A 14,041-nucleotide genomic window follows, 5' to 3' on the forward strand; every position below is an offset into this window, starting at 1 on the left:
ATTACATTCCTCCTTTTATTCTTGTGAAACAACAACAGAATCTATATAAAAGAATACACGACGATTGGTATCAGTACCCACCCAGAAAAGAGGATTGATAAGATTGTCGATGCGCCCATATCCGTCAACAGTATCGGCTGCAATGCCACGCATATCCCAAATTCTATCCTGACATTGAAACTCGACATATTCACGAAGCTGTGTGTCAAGTTTCAGACGCATGTATTGCCAATTGAGTTTACAGTCGGTCTCATTATAAATGAGTTTCTGATGACCATCTTTCAAATCCTTAAACCCATCGTGATCGCCATTAAGATAACGGCGGCCGAACCACCAAGGATCGACTCCCCTCTTACACCAGTCTCCGTCAAGCCCATAAGCCCAATCACGGTCGGTTATGTCTTCATTGGAATGTTCATACTGCCACTTCTGCATTAATTTGCCATCTACTGCATTGAGATAGCGAATTCCTACATGGTAACGCTTTCCACCCTCCTGTACATCGAATCCCATACCAAAGTCGCGGATGGAACTCTCGTGTAAACCCGGTTGCGGACGGTCACCGCCATCCACAACATCCTGCTCCGCCGTGTATGTAAACCAACATTCTATCTGCAAATATTTGCAGCCCGGACGAGAGAACGAAAGCCGCTTAATGGCATGTCCCAGACAACCTTCCGCCGGAATCTCCGTATAAGGAGCGGCAACAGGTCTTGTTGAAAGTTTAAGAGAGTAAGTGCCGGACATTGCCCCGTGAGTGCCCGGATACCTGAAAGTAGCGGAACTAAGCATGACCGGTGGCCACTGGTCTTTATTGACCAATGTCTTGGGAACATCAAAATCGGGATATTCCGTAAAGTTAGGCATCAATGTCATCCAGCCATTAAAGCCGGTGTTGAATACATCATAGCTCAACACCCTTTTCAATGGTTGATAACGACTGTGCAATAAAATTTCTCCAATGCTCATAATATCATTTATTTAATAAAGTTAGTACCCTGGATTTTGAACAAGTTTTCCATTCATTATCAATACATCATCACTTGGCAATGGCCACAAATAAATCTTCTCATCATACTTACGTTCACCATGCTGGACGATATAGGTCCCGTCGGCCATCGCTTCAAAAGAAGGAAATCCGTCTTTGTCAAATGTCGGAGTCTCCGGCCAAAACCAGTTGCCTGCCGCAAAGTATTCCTTTGCCCTGTTGGCTGTACGGGTAAATCCGTACATATTGTGTCCGAAAGCATTCTCAAACTGATGCCAACGAAGCAAGTCGAAATAGCGAAGATTTTCCCATGCAAACTCCACACGACGCTCACGACGGAGCACTTTGCGCAATGCTGTCTGATCGGTTGTCGTGATGGACGGATAGTCGTTGGTTTGTGTACGGGTGGTGCCGTAAGCACGGGCACGGACATCGTTGATGCAAGCAAGGACAGTAGCGTCAATCTCCCCCAGTTCAATCTTAGCTTCGACATACATCAACAAGACATCGGCATAACGCATGAGAATAACGGGGTTGTCGTTATACAAAGTAGTACGCCATGACTCTTGCGCGCCTTTGCGCAGGCAACAACCATTGTAAGCACAGTTGGAAGCATCCGAACCGCCTTTGGAATCTTTGTTTGTAATCATACGATTTTGCGTATAGTCCATAACTTCGAGTGCGTTTGGCGCAGGATTCCACTCAATACCATAGATACGGCTACCGGGAGCAGCAAATGTTTCCAGGCAACGGGGATCACGGTTGGCAAATGGATCGTGAGGATCAAAGCCACTGCCCGGTTCATCAATCGTCTTGCCATTCGTCATTTCGTAGACAGCAAGAAGTTCCCACGAAGGTTGTGCATTATGTGTACCGCCTGCCGTACGGGCAATAAAGGAACCGATAGCCTGTGTAGTAGGCTGACCGTTTTCATCCAACTCAAGGTCATTTGAGTGGACAACAGAGAAGATAACTTCTTTGCTTCCTCTTGTCTTGTCGCGGAAAAGCTCTCCATAATCAGGGGCTAAGTCATATACTCCCAGATCCATACAGTCTTGCGCAGCCTTTGCGGTGGTCCCATAGTCGTGCTGATAAAGAGCGGTACGAGCCTTGTAAGCATAAGCCGTTCCTTTGTCCACACGGGTGGCGCCGCTATTATTATTTGCGACCGGCAAATTATCTGCAGCATAGTCATAATCTTCATAAATTTGTTTCAGAACGACAGCTTTGTCGGTACGCCCCATCTCAAATGCTTCCTCCGGAGTAATCGAAGTCAGATAGAAAGGAACATCTCCCCAAAGAGTAATCAAACGTGAATAAGCAAACGCTCTGAAAAAACGAGCTTCGGCACGAAGCGTATTCAGTTCAGTGGTGGAATATTCGCCTTCAAGTTTGTCGAGTGCCTCCAAAATCCGGTTGGCACGACTAATGTTCTTATACGTGTAACTCCAAACAGTCTTGATATTAGGATTACTTGTAGAAGACGCATTCAGTGAACCTGCTGCAATGGTATAAATGTTGGTTCGTTGCGCCCAGTCATCCGTATTACGGTCCAGCGTCCAGCCTTCTTCTATAACAAAGAAAGTACTGCGATAAAAATCGTTCAACGAGATTCGAACTTCCTCCGGTGACGAAAACCAGTTTTCACTGGATGCAGCTGAAGGAGGATTCAGATCGAGGTTCACACAAGAAGTTACAGATAGAAGAGCTATCATGCAAATCGATACATGTATTTTTTTCATATTATGTAATTTTTTCATACTCCATTAGAATTTGATATCAACTCCAAACGTATAAGTGCGTGTGATATAGGTAGAAGCGCCTGCTTCAGGGTCCCATCCCGAAAGATAACTATCAAAGCAGTATGGATCATCGATATTGACGTACACCCGAAGTCCCTTGATTCCGACTTTAGAGACGATTTTTTTAGGAACTGTATAGCCAAGGTTGATATTCTTTATACGCATATAGGCACTACTCTTGAGCCAGTAATCCGACATTTTGTAGTTGTTGTATTCACCACCCTGATGGCTCAAGCGGGGATAGCTGGCTGCTGCGTTCTGCTCTGCAGTGTTATATACACTCCAATAATTACGGCTGCCATTGTCGTTCAGAAGAACTGACGGAGCCGGAAGCCATTGTCCCTGCATGGGGCGAATCATACTTTCGGTGAGGCGTGAAAGTTGTTTTCCGACACCATTGAAAAGTAGAGAAAATGAGATACCTTTCCAGCCCAAACTAATAGAACCTCCATATAGATAGTGTGGCAACGAACTGCCAAGCACTACTCGGTCGTATGTTTCATTGATAATTCCATCAGGAGTACCATCCGGACCGCTGACATCTACATATTTCACATCACCCGGTTTGGTAGAAGCCGAAAGCAAAGCACTTTCACTGACTTCCTCTGCGGTCTGGAACAAACCTGCAGTCTTATATCCATACCATGAGTTATATTCTGCACCTTCAGTAATAATGGTACCATCACTGTTAAACTGTTGCTTGCCGTTAAGATTATCTATAATAGACTTGTAATCAGAGATATTAAAACTTACCGCATAATTTACATCTCCGATACGGTCAGACCAGCCGAGTTTCACTTCCCAACCGCGGGTGTGCATTTTACCTACATTCCTGTCAGGTGCCGAGTAACCAGTAAACGACGGGATTGCCACCGACAAGAGCATATCTGTTGTTTTCTTATAGTAATAATCTGCACTAAAGTCAAGACGATTATTAAAGAAAGCGGCATCCACACCTATATCCCAGCTCTGTGTTTTCTCCCAATGGATATTCTCATACGCATAATCCTGTTGTGCGGCGGACATTGAGGATTGGGGCGTAGAGCCCGCACTGTCATACATAATGGCATTATTAAATGAAATGTATGTCTGATAAGGATAATTTCCAATCCGCTCATTACCGAGAGTACCGATAGAGGCACGGAACTTCAGATAACTTATCGGGGTTATGTTTTGCATGAATTTCTCATTAGAGATTACCCAACCAACCGATGCGGATGGGAAGAATCCCCAACGGTGATCCTTGTGAAAACGTGAAGATCCGTCTTCACGAGCATTGATCTGGAGGTAGTAACGGCTGTCGTAATTATACATGACACGGCCAAAAAATGAACGGTATGCATTCTGATAAGAATTACCGGCTACGGCAAGAGCATTCTTGTTCGCCAAATCAAGATAAGGGAAAGAAGACAAAGACATATCGTTTGTCGATCCCGACATCGTTTCATACGTATAGCTATAATCTTCATAACCAACCATGGCATTGAAGTTATGTACCTTGCTGAAGGTCTTGTCGTACGTAGCGATGAATTGTTTCTCCAATGATTTGATGTTACGGCGTTCTTCACTTAGCGAATTAGAAGTATATCCCGAAACATATCCCAGCATAACATCGGTTTCGTATGCATCGTAAACAGGTATGGCTTTTTTCATCTCCTTGATCGAAACAGTTCCAACGGTAGGAGTCAGATTGGCAGTAATAGTCAAATCTTTTATGGGCTTATAGCTCAACGAGAATTTACCGGTCATTGTGTTGGATACAGTCTTCTTCTCTCCGCCTTCCAATAAGGCGGCAAGCGTATTGCTAAGACTGCCGTCTTTACCGGGACCAACACGACCATCCGGATAAAGTCCTAAATAAATGGAAGGATACATATAAGCTGCACGAATTGGACTACCGGAAGTCGGGTCATTTTTCGTAGCATAACGTACCGAGAAATCGATAGAACCGGAAAGTTTATCACTAATCTTCAGATTATTACGTGAACGGATAGAGATTCTTTCGTGGTTTGAACCTTTATAAATAGCATCGGCATTTTCGTAGGTAGCGGAAGTGTGGCTCCTGATTACCTTGTTTCCATACGTCATGGTCAAGTTGTGCTTATGGCGCATAGCGGTGCTCGAAAGAATAGCATCTTTCCAATCATAGATAGGATATTGAATGGGATCATACCTGTTGTTGGTAGCATAGTTGTCGATGTAGTCCTGTGAATAGTTGGCAAACTCACCTCCTGCAGGATTACCGGCATCGTTCCACGACCATTCATTATACATTGTCATGTAGTGATAAGGGTCGGTCAGGAATTTCGGGAATTCGGTAGGAGAAGATAAGGAAATCTCTCCGTTATAACCGATCGAAAGTTGTCCCTCGGTTGCCTCCTTGGTCGTTATCAAGATAACACCGGCAGCAGCACGGGCACCATAGATGGATGCAGAAGCCGCATCTTTAAGTACAGTAATCTGCTGTACATCCTCGCTTGCTATATTATCGAGGCTACTGACCATCATACCATCGACAAGGATAAGCGGACTCGAATCAGACATTGTTGTCACACCACGCACCTGAACCGTAGCACTCGCTCCTGGCATACTGCTCGAACGGGTAACCGTAAGTCCCGGAGTCAGTCCTTGCAAAGATTGTGAAAGTTGAGACGTACTCTGTTTCTCGATAAGAGAACTATTGATTACACCGACCGCACCTGTAAGATCTTTCTTCTTTACAGATCCATAGCCGATAACAACAGTCTCCTCAAGTTGTACAGCATCCTCTTTAAGTTTCATATTTACTGCACTCTTACCATCCCATACCACAGTCTCGGTCACATAACCAAGATAACGAAATTCTATTGTATGGCCTAATTCAGCGCCATTGAGCGCATACTTTCCCGACATATCGGAAGTAGTACCCTTTCCATTGTCTTTATCGTGAATCACCACTCCGACAAGAGGACCATTGGTATCGCTAACGACACCCTTCATTACATTCTGTGCAAAAGCCAGATTGATTTGCAGGAAACATGCCAATAACAGGCTTAATATATATTTTTTCATACTATTTATTCTACGATTTCAAGCAATACATGTTCGTTATACTCTTTGATTGCCGCACCTGTTTCAGGGTTACTCGGATGTTGCGCTGAAAAACGTGTCTGACCACTTGCATGTGTCCAATCAATATATTTTCCGGAATATTTAGAACCACTAAGACATAAACGACCCGCTTGTCCAAATCTTAACACAATCTCATCCATATTTTTAGTTGTAGTAAATACTCCTTCGGCAGGGATATATGCGCCATTGTTACTGGTATCAAGCAACATTCCAGCAAAGTTGTAAGTAATAGTCGCCGAATAATTAATTGGTGCACCCGACAATGTCTCTGTCGCACTTTCCTGAAGAGTCGAAGTCGGAAGAGCCGGTTTCCATTCCTCACCATCCTTGAACTCGATCATCCAGTAATTGGAACACATCGTTCCTAATTTGGTCACAAAATAGAAGTGAATCTTTGTGCCGGCAGGAATAATCGTACCTTTCATATCACCATAGACATACCAATAATCACCGGGAATAGCTCCTGATACATACGGATCACCATTACCACCCACGGCACGATTACATACGGCATTCTGCGCTACATAACCAGTCCGGTCGCATGCCCAATACTCAATTTTACCACTTCCAGAACTTGGAGCAATATACTTGCCATTGGTTCCCGGAAATACAGACTGGGCGTCATCATCAGCAAATGTTCCACTTGTGTTGCCGGTCAAACTTTTCAAGTCCCAGTCAGCCAAAATACCCGAGAAAGCATCTTGTACAAGAGTATAGGTATAGTCTGTATCATCCAGAATAGTTACCGTTACTTTTATTGTCCGCTTAACAAATGTCTTGTTCTCCGGGAAAGTAAGTTTAATGTCACATTCACCTACCCCATTTGCAGGAGAAACAGTTACATCTGCATCTGTACAAACAGCATTCCACTCTTTATCGCCAAAGACTTTGAACGAAGATTCTGTTGTAGTTGCGTCGATCGATTCGGTGGTAGGACTGATGCCTTTCGGAACAATCATCTTTTGGGTAATAACCAGCTTTAGAGGAGTTACATCATCACCAATGAAACGAATGGCACCGACACGGGAACTAGTCGATAAATTTTCAGAGACTTTGATTGTAAATTTAGTTATCTCACCTTGCGTCTCATACGAATCAACAACTGCCCAATGGCTATCACTTCCTTCGGTCTGGCAGTCGTTATTGACTCTGTAATAGACATTTGATGAAAGGTCAACGGTGAAAAGCCCACCTTCTGCTTCTACATCAAGTGTCTTTGCCGCGAGTGTCATATACGGATCATCCGAGTTATGACAAGATGCAAAAAGCACAAGCGACACACTTGCAAACAATAACATCTTTAAATTCATTTGATTAGTATTTAGGGTTATTAATAATTGACTAGCTATACATTTTCAGACGTCTTGCATATATAATTCTGTATATCACATAAGCAAATATCATGGCAACCATCAGTACGATGCTTCCTATTACGATCCCTTTGACCGCAAGCGTCTTCGGATCGCCAACAATAAGCAGACCAATCAGCAAGAGCGCAACGACACCAATGGTGATACAGAAGCAATTAACAGCCAAATGTGAATAGATTAATACCGCTTTCTTCTCCTTTAATGTCGGTTTGCGATCGGCTTCAGAATCAGTATATTCACAAATAGCTTGATAACCATTGTCTTCATACTTTTTATATGCCGACCAAACTTCCATTATCGCAAGGATAAGTACGGGAAGTACACAACCGGAAACAGACTCTATAAGGCTTGGACTAATAACGGAGGCGGGAATTATGACGCGAGCCATAATACCAACGAACCAAGTAAGAATCATTGCGGTTATAAGTTGATTGCCTGTCAGCCGCTTCGAGAACAGTCCCCATATCGACGGAATATATAAAGGACACATCACCATTGTAAGAAGGGTTACTACTACCTTTTCGGCACCTCCGGCAAATGGTATTAACATCGACAAAGCGATTATCACAATTCCAAAGATAAATGTAAATAGACGTCCTACTTTTATACGCTTTTTCTCATCCGCTTGACGGTTTTTCTCTTTATGTCCCCAAATATCATAGGTATATACATTGGCATACACATTCAAAATGCCCGAAACATTGCTCAATGTGGCCGATAACATCGCCGCCAACATCATGCCGACCATTCCTTTCATGAGTACAAGTTTGCTCATATTCACATAAGCGTGTTCACCGTTGAAAGTCATTGTAGTTGTATCCAAATCAAGCGCAAGTCTGGGTTCCATCACACGGTAAATCATGGTAGGAAGATACCAAATGAGAGGAGTGACGAGATAAAGAATTCCTATTAAATAAGTACTCTTTTTCGCATCTCTTGTAGTAGGTACGCTTATGTATCGCTGTACAAACGGCCAGTCGCCGCCAATCATGGACACATTGAGAAATACCCACAGTAAAAGCCACCCCCATGTATAGGTCGGAGATGTACCCGAGAAGAATCCCGGTATCTCATTTGCCTTATCAATAAATGCACTTACACCTCCAACTGCATTAAATGAAAGAGGTATCATAAATACAACCACGACCAGGAGCACTCCAAACTGAATTACATCAGTCATTAGTACCGCAAGAAATCCTCCAGCAATGGTATATCCAAGAGCGATAGCACCAAGAATGAGAAGCGCCCACCAAATACTAAAGTAACCCGTCGGTGAATCGCCCATCATACCCGTACTTGCAAAAATACTGCCACCATCGACTTTAATTAATGCACACATCACAACCGCTACCGCATACAGAGACACTGCCGTATGCACCGCACGGGCTACAATCCCTGAAATCGTATAAAAACTTACTGTACGGTGTCCAAACCGGATGGTGAGGAACTCCCCCGGCGATTTGATACGTAGCTCCCGCCATTTACCCGAGATCCATTTACCGACAATAAACGATGCTACGCCAAGGCAAAGTGCAACGACTACCGCAACAAGTCCCGACTTATAAGCGACACCTCCCCAGACAACAAAGGTACTTGCCGAGAAGATGGTCATATAAGAAGAGACTCCCGACAACCACCACGAAGAATTTCGCCCGGCAATAAACATATCCTCGGAGTTTTTGATTTTCCGGGACATCACAACACTCACGGCAATCAATCCGAGAAAGTAGAGTAAAATAATAATATAATCTAACTGTTCCATATTCTTTATATAATTGCTCCAATTTTCTTCAATTCCTTTATGAGATTGTGAATATCAGCCTTTTGTACTGTCACACCTGCCTTTATACATTGTGCAGCTGCCACTCCTGCGGCTTGTCCTACCCCCATACAACTTGCCTGAACGCGAAGTGACGCAAAGGAGATCTTATCGGCACTAATACAGCGTCCTGCTACGAGCAGATTCGGAAAATCTTCAGCTATAAGAGCACGAAAAGGTACATACGCTGCTTTTTTAAGGAAAGTTACGCTCTGTTCCGCACCTGCTGCAACATGAATATCTATAGGATGTGCACCGCGTGATACGCTATCAGAATATTTATAAGCATTCACATATTCTTCTGCTGTAATAGTATGTACACCTTTGATACGGCGTGTCTCACGAATACCGGCATGTACAGCGACTGTCGTCACATAACTGTTTTTAAACTCCTCAAAGTTCTCTTTAAAGATTCGTGCTATTTTAAATACGTCTTCTCGCAAGCGACATTCCGCTGCGGTAAAATTTCTATTATCGATGGCATTTCCTGCAGTACGGGTTATATTAACTGTTACTTCACCCGGGCGAAGAGTGGTGCAAAACCAAGGACCTCCGAACTCGGGGATGCCAAGTGCCTCTTTCATTGCCAAAAGTTTCTCACGAACTGCAATGCAATGACAATTCTGCCCTTGTTTATTATGGTGCATGGCATCGATTATCATGGGCGAATCTGTATCCACGCCTCCTAATATAAAATAGGTGGAAAGAGGTTGCAGAGGTTTACATTCATCTGTTTGCATCGGAACGCCCGCCATAGCGGCAAGGTCGCCATCCCCTGTACAATCGATATACATATCGGCACTGATGGCCTCTGTCCCATTCTTATTCTCAAAGAGGATACAGGATATTTTGCCGTCTTTTGCCTGACAACCACTTAAGTAGGAGTGCATATACATATTCACACCGGCTTCCTGCATCATTTGCTGACATAAAAGCTTATAAAGCTCCGGATCAAAAGCTACATTGCCAAGAGGTTTCTCAATGATACAGCCTCCCATCTTCTCCAGCCGTTCGATAAATTCCCATGGAATACCACCTATCACCTTTTCATTATTATAAGTGAATACACTTAAAGGAGTAACAAGCCCCATTGTAGCCATTCCACCTAAAAAACCATATTGTTCCACAATAGCTGTTTTCGCACCACTGCGAGCAGCTGCAATTGCCGCTATAAAACCAGCAGGTCCGCCACCACAGACAACTACATCATAGTTGCCCACAATTGGAACCTGTTTCGCAATTTCTATACTTTGTACTTTCTTGTCCATGCTCGTTTTTTATCCTTTAATTTAAACGTTGGTACCAAATTTATAATGAATCGTCTTAAAATCAATCATATATATTAATTATTACCGGTTCAAATAAGTGGTAAACTTTGATGTGCTTTCGACCGCACTTACAAGAAAAGAGATGTGTTTTCATAGTTTCTTTTTCTTTAGTTCGACATCATGTTGGTGTAACAAAGATAAAGAATGAGAGCTTGAAAAAAAGTTTTTTCCTAACTCTTTTGCCTGCAAACGATTGCGGGAACGTTCCCAAAATCTGCAAACGTTACAAAAACATTGCACAAAAACAAATGGGATTTGTATTTTACTCCAATATTAGGATTTATTGATTGAAATCGATATCTTTGCTTTGATTTAAACAATCATTCAACATGAAGTATATAACCATTAAAGACATCGCTCGGCATTTGTCAATATCCGTTTCCACTGTATCTCGTGCGCTGGGAGATGACAAGAATATCCGTAAAGAAACGAAAGAAAAGGTAATAGAAGCGGCTAAAAGATTGGGATATAGGCCAAACCCTGTAGCAATCAACCTTAAATATGGACATACTAATACCGTGGGAGTGATAGTTCCTGAAATGGTTACGCCGTTTGCTTCACGAGTAATAAATGGAATACAAGAAGTACTTCACACCAAAAATATAAAGGTGATTATTGCAGAGTCCGGAGGAGACCCGGAAAAAGAAAAAGAGAACCTACAACTGATGGAAGGCTTCATGGTGGATGGCATCATCATCTGCCTTTGCAGTTATAAAAGAAACAAGGAGGAATATGCTCGTTTACAGCAAGCAGGAATGCCTATGGTGTTCTACGATCGCATTCCCTATGGGCTTGAAGTCCCGCAGGTAATAGTGGACGATTATATGAAATCATTCTTTCTCGTAGAAAGTCTGATCCGAAGCGGACGCAAACAGATTGTTCATATACAGGGACCGGACGATATTTACAACTCCATTGAACGTGTCAGAGGATACAAAGACGCTTTAGCTAAATTCGGAATTCCTTTTGATAAGAATAATATGCTGATAAAAACCGGCATGACTTTTGAGGAAGGGAAAAAAGCTGCGGATATATTAGTGGAAAGAAATATTCCTTTCAATGCAATTTTCGCTTTTACAGAAACATTGGCCATTGGAGCTATGAACAGATTGAGGGAACTTGGAAAAAAAATACCCGAAGAAATCGCCATTGCCAGTTTTTCAGGAACAGAACTTTCCAACATAGTTTATCCCAAATTAACTACAGTAGAACCACCTTTGTACCAAATGGGAAAAAGCGCAGCCGAACTGATTTTAGAGAAAATCAAAGATCCGGCATCTCCCAATCATTCAATCGTGTTGGATGCGGAAATCAAAATGCGTGCATCGACGCCCAATAAATAACCGCCCTACTCAATAAAAGCAGGGCGATTTTCTTGTATCTACATTTCTATTCTTTTGGCAACATTGACAAAGGATATATTCTACTTGCATATTGAGACCACCAGCTATTTTCTTTATAAGTATTTACTGAAGTATCAGGCACATAGATCTTACATATTTTACTAAAGTTATATCCCAAATCACTACCTTCTACTGTTGGAGGTGCTACCGATCTAACAACAAGAGTCTCCATTGAATAATCAAAATAGAATTATAGTAAGAATTATCTTTTTCATGCTCTACAATTTCTTATAGCTTTAAGTTTTTAGATTCACTATTTTAAAGAAATAGAACTCTTATCATAATATCCTGTCGCAAATTCATAGGGATAGTTATCACCTCTAATCAATAACTGCTCACCTCCAGTTCCATAATCTGTCGTTTTCTCATGTCCCCAATGAACAAAACTGATATAAAGAGTATAGTATTCTCTTTCACCTCCCAAAACTTCTTCCATGTATGGATGTTTAACAAGGTTGAGATCATTCTTATTTATGGAATAATCAACAGAGTGAATGCTTGTAAATTTACCCCCTTTATATGTATAGTACCCTAATTTCCCATTTTCAAAAACTAAGTAATATGTATATGAACCTTTGTTCATTACATATGTTCCCGTACCAGACTCTAATTCATTCACAGTAATTTGTTTTTCATAAAACTCATCTTTTTCTTCATCTTTGCTACATCCAGCAAACATTAGTGCAGTAATCATTAAGAACAGTAAACTCTTCATATTTGTTTTTGTATGTTTATAGTTTGTAAAGGAACAAATAAGTTTGAATACAATCAAATTTTTACTCTACTTTTCTGAAGATATTCAAAAACAAATATCAAAAGGCTCAAATACATTATTAATTATGAACATGTTGTGTATATATCTCCAGCGTATTGGATATATATAGCCAATGCGCAGGATATATATAGCCAATATGTAGCGCATATATATCCTGCGTGTAGCACATATATACACAACAAACAGCTATTACTTATGCAAACATGAAAGATTAAGTATAATTTTTCTTCAACAATGACTAATTTACAAAATATATCATTACCTTTGTCGCAAGAAATAGTTATACAGTAGAACAAACAAGCTTATATTTCCAATTTTAAAATAAACACTTAGACAAAATAAACATAATGATATGAAAGCAAATCCACTCTTGCCAATTAATGACTCTATATCAAATACAAACTATTCTAAAAACAATACTGTAATAATATACAGCAACAATAACAAGTCTCCCTGATTTGAACTACAATTCTATAATCTCAGTCTAACACATTATTATTAATATCTTTCCTTTTTCTAGAAAGGGGAAAGAAAAAACTTTTTTGTATGAAAAGAATTATTTTTAGTATTCTAATTGGATTTACGGCAATTAGTGTAAGCGCACAACTTATGCGGAGTGAAGAACTTGAAAAGTATGCCAAAGAAAAGTTTGGCGATAAGTGGGAAAATGCAGCAGCCAATATAGGCTCTCAATTATCATTGGATAAAAACAAATCTTTGACATACACACAGGTCATTGAGTGTGGAGAACAAACGAAAGAGAAATTATATATTACTCTTAATCATTGGTTTGTTGAGTCTTTTAATGATGCAAATTCTGTCATTCAGCTTAATGATAAAGACGCTGGGGTTATTATTGGCAAAGGATATGTTGCTAATATTGCAGGCCATGTAGGTGGAATGAACGCATACAATGTTAGTATGCATCCAATTATCAAAGTTGATATCAAAGACAAAAAAATTCGTGTAACTTATACCGTACAGTGTTACGATGTCGAAAAATCTGTTGGTGGAGGCGTAATGTCTGCTTTTTCCAATGGTTCTACAAAGCCTGTATTATCTAATGAACAATGGCCGCTTGAAAGCTGCTATCCTTTTGTGGAAAAAGATGCACACAAAGCAAAAAAAACTTCATCAAAAGCACTGGTTATGGCTCATGCATATTCAAATGTCATCATTGATAAAATTGAAGAAGCTGTAAAAAACGGTCTTGTTGGTAACGAATCTGATAATTGGTAATTCGCACTGAAAAACTAAAAACACTAATAGTTTAGATCTCAAGTATTAACAATTCACACGATAAGTCTTAATACTTGAGATGTAGACTATTAATAATCAAAAATTCGAAGACCACAGCTATTAAAAAAAAAAGGTACTGATATACATATCTACACTGGAAATCCTTCCGTCCCCGGAGGGATTTCTTTTTAATTATACGTATCTGC

At 41.1% G+C, this 14,041-nt stretch carries 9 protein-coding genes; 2 read left to right on the forward strand and 7 right to left on the reverse strand.

The genetic code is table 11. The features are described from left to right. Positions 1-15 precede the first annotated feature (15 nt). From I2I13_RS22645 to I2I13_RS22670, 6 genes are read right to left on the reverse strand one after another with little or no spacing between them, the layout of a single operon-like run. Positions 16-969, reverse strand: a complete 954-nt coding sequence (locus tag I2I13_RS22645) for a DUF6772 family protein (RefSeq protein WP_195650581.1) — start codon at positions 967-969, stop codon at positions 16-18. Positions 970-990: 21 nt separating this feature from the next. Beyond that, positions 991-2,730, reverse strand: a complete 1,740-nt coding sequence (locus I2I13_RS22650; protein WP_195650582.1) for a RagB/SusD family nutrient uptake outer membrane protein — start codon at positions 2,728-2,730, stop codon at positions 991-993. Between the two features lie 24 nt (positions 2,731-2,754). Beyond that, the gene (locus tag I2I13_RS22655) at positions 2,755-5,841 is read right to left on the reverse strand and encodes a TonB-dependent receptor (protein WP_195650583.1); all 3,087 of its coding nucleotides are present in this window, start codon (positions 5,839-5,841) and stop codon (positions 2,755-2,757) included. 5 nt (positions 5,842-5,846) lie between these two features. After that, positions 5,847-7,211: a BACON domain-containing protein gene (locus tag I2I13_RS22660; protein WP_195650584.1), complete on the reverse strand. Its 1,365-nt coding sequence runs from the start codon at positions 7,209-7,211 to the stop codon at positions 5,847-5,849. A 31-nt stretch (positions 7,212-7,242) separates the two neighbouring features. Beyond that, positions 7,243-9,033, reverse strand: coding sequence for a sodium:solute symporter family protein (locus tag I2I13_RS22665; protein ID WP_195650585.1), 1,791 nt, complete (start codon positions 9,031-9,033; stop codon positions 7,243-7,245). Between the two features lie 5 nt (positions 9,034-9,038). Then, positions 9,039-10,358 (reverse strand): FAD-dependent oxidoreductase, encoded by a 1,320-nt coding sequence (locus tag I2I13_RS22670; protein ID WP_195650586.1) that lies wholly within the window; start codon positions 10,356-10,358, stop codon positions 9,039-9,041. Between the two features lie 389 nt (positions 10,359-10,747). Between I2I13_RS22670 and I2I13_RS22675 the strand changes: the two genes are divergently transcribed. Further along, on the forward strand, positions 10,748-11,761 hold the full coding sequence (locus I2I13_RS22675; protein WP_195650587.1) for a LacI family DNA-binding transcriptional regulator: 1,014 nt from the start codon (positions 10,748-10,750) through the stop codon (positions 11,759-11,761). Between the two features lie 313 nt (positions 11,762-12,074). On the opposite strand, the gene I2I13_RS22680 is transcribed toward I2I13_RS22675, so the two are convergent. Further along, on the reverse strand, positions 12,075-12,536 hold the full coding sequence (locus I2I13_RS22680) for a hypothetical protein (RefSeq protein WP_195650588.1): 462 nt from the start codon (positions 12,534-12,536) through the stop codon (positions 12,075-12,077). 606 nt (positions 12,537-13,142) lie between these two features. On the opposite strand from I2I13_RS22680, the gene I2I13_RS22685 reads away from it, so the two are divergent. Next, positions 13,143-13,835: a DUF4468 domain-containing protein gene (locus I2I13_RS22685; RefSeq protein ID WP_195650589.1), complete on the forward strand. Its 693-nt coding sequence runs from the start codon at positions 13,143-13,145 to the stop codon at positions 13,833-13,835. The last annotated feature ends 206 nt before the right edge of the window (positions 13,836-14,041 follow it).

The organism is Bacteroides sp. D55t1_190419_B8 (genome assembly GCF_015558905.1).
Classification (GTDB): domain Bacteria; phylum Bacteroidota; class Bacteroidia; order Bacteroidales; family Bacteroidaceae; genus Bacteroides; species Bacteroides vicugnae.

What these genes read in the sequence shown, in the direction of transcription:
- I2I13_RS22680 (WP_195650588.1), bottom strand. Translation starts at nt 12,536, where the DNA reads ATGAAGAGTTTACTGTTCTTAATGATTACTGCACTAATGTTTGCTGGA.
- I2I13_RS22670 (WP_195650586.1), bottom strand. Translation starts at nt 10,358, where the DNA reads ATGGACAAGAAAGTACAAAGTATAGAAATTGCGAAACAGGTTCCAATT.
- I2I13_RS22655 (WP_195650583.1), bottom strand. Translation starts at nt 5,841, where the DNA reads ATGAAAAAATATATATTAAGCCTGTTATTGGCATGTTTCCTGCAAATC.
- I2I13_RS22675 (WP_195650587.1), top strand. Translation starts at nt 10,748, where the DNA reads ATGAAGTATATAACCATTAAAGACATCGCTCGGCATTTGTCAATATCC.
- I2I13_RS22685 (WP_195650589.1), top strand. Translation starts at nt 13,143, where the DNA reads ATGAAAAGAATTATTTTTAGTATTCTAATTGGATTTACGGCAATTAGT.
- I2I13_RS22660 (WP_195650584.1), bottom strand. Translation starts at nt 7,211, where the DNA reads ATGAATTTAAAGATGTTATTGTTTGCAAGTGTGTCGCTTGTGCTTTTT.
- I2I13_RS22650 (WP_195650582.1), bottom strand. Translation starts at nt 2,730, where the DNA reads ATGAAAAAAATACATGTATCGATTTGCATGATAGCTCTTCTATCTGTA.
- I2I13_RS22665 (WP_195650585.1), bottom strand. Translation starts at nt 9,033, where the DNA reads ATGGAACAGTTAGATTATATTATTATTTTACTCTACTTTCTCGGATTG.
- I2I13_RS22645 (WP_195650581.1), bottom strand. Translation starts at nt 969, where the DNA reads ATGAGCATTGGAGAAATTTTATTGCACAGTCGTTATCAACCATTGAAA.